Raw genomic sequence first — 3,975 nt, forward strand, 5'->3', positions numbered from 1 at the left:
AGGAGGCGCTGAAAATCAGCGAGCGCCGGTTCGCTTCTTTTATGGATCACTTGCACGGCTTTGCGTGGATCAAAGATGCTCAGGGTCGCTATCTGTATGTGAATCGCCTCTTCCAAGAATCCCTACTGGAGGGCAGAGACTGGAAGGAAAAGACTGCTCAGGAGTTGTGGCCGGCCTATGTGGCCGAACCGTATGAGCGCAACGATCGGACGGTACAGGAAACCGGAGTTCCGCTGCACACCGTCGAATCATTCATTCAACAGGGAGAGATTCGCCACGCCCTTGTCAGTAAGTTCCCCATCGTTGATCACCAGGGCGAGCCGGCCTTGTTCGGTGGGGTGGCCGTCGACATTACCGAGCGTCAGCAGACGGAAGAGCTGCTCAAACAGCAGGCGGACATGTTGAACCACTCCAGCGATGCGATCTTGGCGTGGAAGATCGGTGGCGGGATCGTGTATTGGAATCGTGGGGCTGAAGAGCTCTACGGTTGGCGATCGCATGAGGTGATCGGGTGCAAGAGCCATGAACTGCTGATGACGAATCCGTTGCCGACGGTTGCAGACAGGGAAGCCTGCCTGGTCCGAGACGGTCGGTGGTCCGGTGAGCTGTCCCATGTCACCAAGGATGGGCGTCAGGTGATTGTGGAGAGTCGGCTGGTGCAAGTCATGTACGGCGGAACGGACTACGCATTGGAATCCAATCGTGATGTGACGGAACGCAAGAGTGCGGACGAGACGTTGCATCGTAACCAGCTGGATCTGCACCAGCAACAGGTGCAATTGGAGGAGCTGACCTCTAAGCTGTTGAACGCCCAAGAACGAGAGCGTCAACGTATCGCTCGAGACCTGCATGATGATGTGAGTCAACGCTTGGCTGCCTTGGTATTGGAAGTGGCCTCGCTGGAACAACATCCGGCTTCTGCCTTAGGGGAGTGTGGTCAAGCGCTTGCACCGATCCGAGAGCAGCTGGAGCAGTTGTCCGATGATGTGCACACCCTCGCGTATCGGCTGCACCCCTCGCTCCTAGAACATGCCGGACTCTGTCCTGCGGTCGAGGATCATGTGCAGCAGGTGTCTCGTCGAGCAGGGCTACCCATTTCTCTCAAGATCTCGGGAGTGCCCGCTGCGATTTCGCTTGATCATGCGACCTGTCTCTTCCGCGTCATGCAGGAAAGTGTACAAAATGTGGTCAAGCATGCCCACGCGACGGTGGTGACGGTCCAGCTCCGAGGGTCATCAAAAGGCGTCGGGTTGTCCGTGGCGGACAACGGTAAGGGGTTTGATCTCCGTGATCATCAAGCCCTCCAGCGGGGGTTAGGGTTGAGCAGTATGGAGGAACGGTTACGACAACTGCACGGGTATTTTCAGATTCAGTCTCAACCGGAGGGAGGGACCAAGGTCTGTGCCTGGGTACCCTGTGAGGTGGCAACCCCATGAAACGGCCACGTATCTTGATGGCGGATGATCATGCGATTGTTCTGGCTGGGCTCCGGAAGCTGGTCGAAGCCGAGGGTGAGGTGGTGGGGATGGTGGAAGATGGGCGCTCGCTGGTCGAGGCTGCTCAAGAGCTTCGGCCTGATATTGTGTTGCTTGATATCTCTATGCCGCTCCTGAACGGATTGGATGCGGCTCGTCAGTTGACCAAACTGGTACCGGAGAGCAAGTTGATCTTCCTCACCATGCACGCAACCCCGACGTATGCCACGGAAGCCTTTAAAGCGGGGGCCGCAGGGTACCTCATAAAACGCTCGGCAGCCGTGGAGCTCAAGCAGGCGATCCAGGCCGTCATGCGAGGCCAGCACTATATGACCCCACTCATTACCAAGGACGTGTTGGCTGCCACGCTTCAGTCGGTAGATAGTCCATTAACCAAGCCGCTAGTCAGCGCGCTGACTCAGCGCCAACGCGAAGTCTTGCAGCTTGTTGCTGAGGGGAAGGGGACAAAGACGATTGCCTCCATCCTGAATATCTCAGTGAAGACCGTGGAGTTTCACAAATTCAGGATGATGGGCGAACTCAATCTGCATTCCACTGCCGAGTTAATCAAGTACGCGATCGCCGAAGGCCTTGTCAGCGTCTCCTCCTAGTCCGGCACTATTCATCACTCTTCTGCTGCAATCGCCAATCCGCTGATGCGAAAATATGCGTCGCTCGTCGTTCGTGAAGTGTGAAGCGCCTTCATCCGGAACGAGATACGCTTCACGTGCGACGTTTCACGAAATGCGCGATCCAGCTGGTTTCCCCACGAACCGTCATGAACAATGCGTACACTATTTAGGTGGACATTGCCGATCCCCAGGACGGATTCTCGGCTCAGCGACGTTGGAGTCCACGCAGATTACGCAGAGATATTGCGTATCCCGAATCAATCGCCGTCCAGCTAGTAAGATCCTTGTGTTTTACTAGTGACTTCCCTAGTTCACAGTTCCACCAACGGCCAAGTATATATTCTAGTACGACACTGTGTGGTTGACGGTCTGCAACTATTGCTATGCAGAGTCGTGCAGGTTGGGGTGTTACTGGAGATACGCAAAGGGATCTAGTGGACCCACCTCTGTTTGTTGAGGAGGTACCATGCTGGTAGCAGCAATCATAGAGCGGGTACATCTTGCGTTAGAGGAGTACGGCAAGGACTGCTCGATGGAAGAGGTCGTAGGACTCTGCCCTGACCTGACTTGGAATCAAGTCTATTTAGCAATCGACTACCTGAACAAGACCGGCATGGTCCGTGTCGCATTGGATCCGGACAGGACATATATGATCCAGGTTTATCCCGCGTTCAGTGAATCACCGCAGGCTGTATCGCAGCAGAGTTCTGTGCAAAAGGCTTCGTCGTAAGCCAACAAGAGTGTACCCCTTCCTCTTCACATTCTTCCGGGCAACGTAGGCTCAAAACTTCCACGCGGGCTATTGCGTGGATGAACCATTTGGTCTTCCTCTTGGTAGGAGTTGCACAGCACGGAGGGGTTCCAGTCCCAATACTGGTTTCTAGGGCAACTTGTTTATCCGACTCGCGGGGAAACTACAGCAGGCAGGCTGTGGAAGAACGTGCAGCGGGTGTCCTCCCAAGACGTGAAGGGACTATGGTTCTCAATCCATAGGGCTCCACAGTCTTGATGAATATTGCCTTGAGTATCGTTGTTGGGTAGATAGAAATACGACGCTGAATCTGCACTTTCTGCAGTTATGGAGGGGATGGTCTTGAGATAGCCGACATTCAATTGAACTCAAGAAAATGCAGAGAAGAAGAAGTTGGTAGAGTCTCAACTGGGTTGATCAAGGTCTACTCCCGGAGAGGAGAATGTGTGTCCCTCGTGAAGTCAGTTATGGAAGTAGATTGTATTTTCATATACTTACAGCTTGACGTTATCCAGAGGCGCTCGCAACATCGGTTCTCTACAGAGAGGCGCAATATTGTATACAATACACTTGACACTGGATTATGAGCTGAATAAATATAGGCCCGACATTGGTTCCCAAAGGTGCGGTGGGCCGAGTTGTTGTTTGACGTCAAACCCTGTTGATGTCTCATGCAGCTTAGTTCAGGGGGAAGATGTCCATCGGTCTCCTTCCTTAGGGGGTATGCTGTTTTCTACTGAGTTCGTTGCGTGACGGGTCCGAACGAAAGGAGTAGTTATGGATACTCTCATCATGTTCATCATCGTGATGCTCGTGCTGTTTGTTGGTGGCCTGTTTGTGTGGAAGAAAAGCCAGTAGTAGTACACTGTGCGTCTTCCCGTATAGGCTGTAACAACGGCGCTAAGGTGACCCATCTCGGCTGATGATCAGAGGGTGGTCGGGATGGGACCTGGTGTGTCTGCGTATGGTCTGTTTGTAGAATCACCTGGTGAGCTCTGCAGCAGGGTAGGTTCCAACAGCCCTTACCCTTTCCTTGTCCGACCTGAAAGGGAAACAAGGCAGACTAGGGCCTGTTAACACTACTGACACTGTTTATGCGATACTACGCACATGGAAC

At 53.6% G+C, this 3,975-nt stretch carries 3 protein-coding genes; all 3 read left to right on the forward strand.

What is annotated here, in order from left to right; translation table 11 throughout:
- Window positions 1-1,436 (forward strand): PAS domain S-box protein (locus tag ACMTNU_RS20145; protein WP_413937085.1); only part of this gene is annotated, 1,436 nt, incomplete at its 5' end.
- The gene (locus ACMTNU_RS20150) at window positions 1,433-2,086 is read left to right on the forward strand and encodes a response regulator (protein WP_413937086.1); all 654 of its coding nucleotides are present in this window, start codon (window positions 1,433-1,435) and stop codon (window positions 2,084-2,086) included. The genes ACMTNU_RS20145 and ACMTNU_RS20150, both read left to right, overlap by 4 nt.
- A 487-nt stretch (window positions 2,087-2,573) precedes the next feature.
- Window positions 2,574-2,837 (forward strand): hypothetical protein, encoded by a 264-nt coding sequence (locus ACMTNU_RS20155; protein ID WP_413937087.1) that lies wholly within the window; start codon window positions 2,574-2,576, stop codon window positions 2,835-2,837.
- Window positions 2,838-3,975 lie beyond the last annotated feature (1,138 nt).

The organism is Nitrospira sp. BLG_1, from assembly GCF_047338595.1.
In the GTDB taxonomy this organism is placed as follows: domain Bacteria; phylum Nitrospirota; class Nitrospiria; order Nitrospirales; family Nitrospiraceae; genus Nitrospira_D.

Excerpts from the sequence above, each read along its gene's own strand:
- ACMTNU_RS20150 (WP_413937086.1), top strand. The coding sequence starts at position 1,433 with ATGAAACGGCCACGTATCTTGATGGCGGATGATCATGCGATTGTTCTG.
- ACMTNU_RS20155 (WP_413937087.1), top strand. The coding sequence starts at position 2,574 with ATGCTGGTAGCAGCAATCATAGAGCGGGTACATCTTGCGTTAGAGGAG.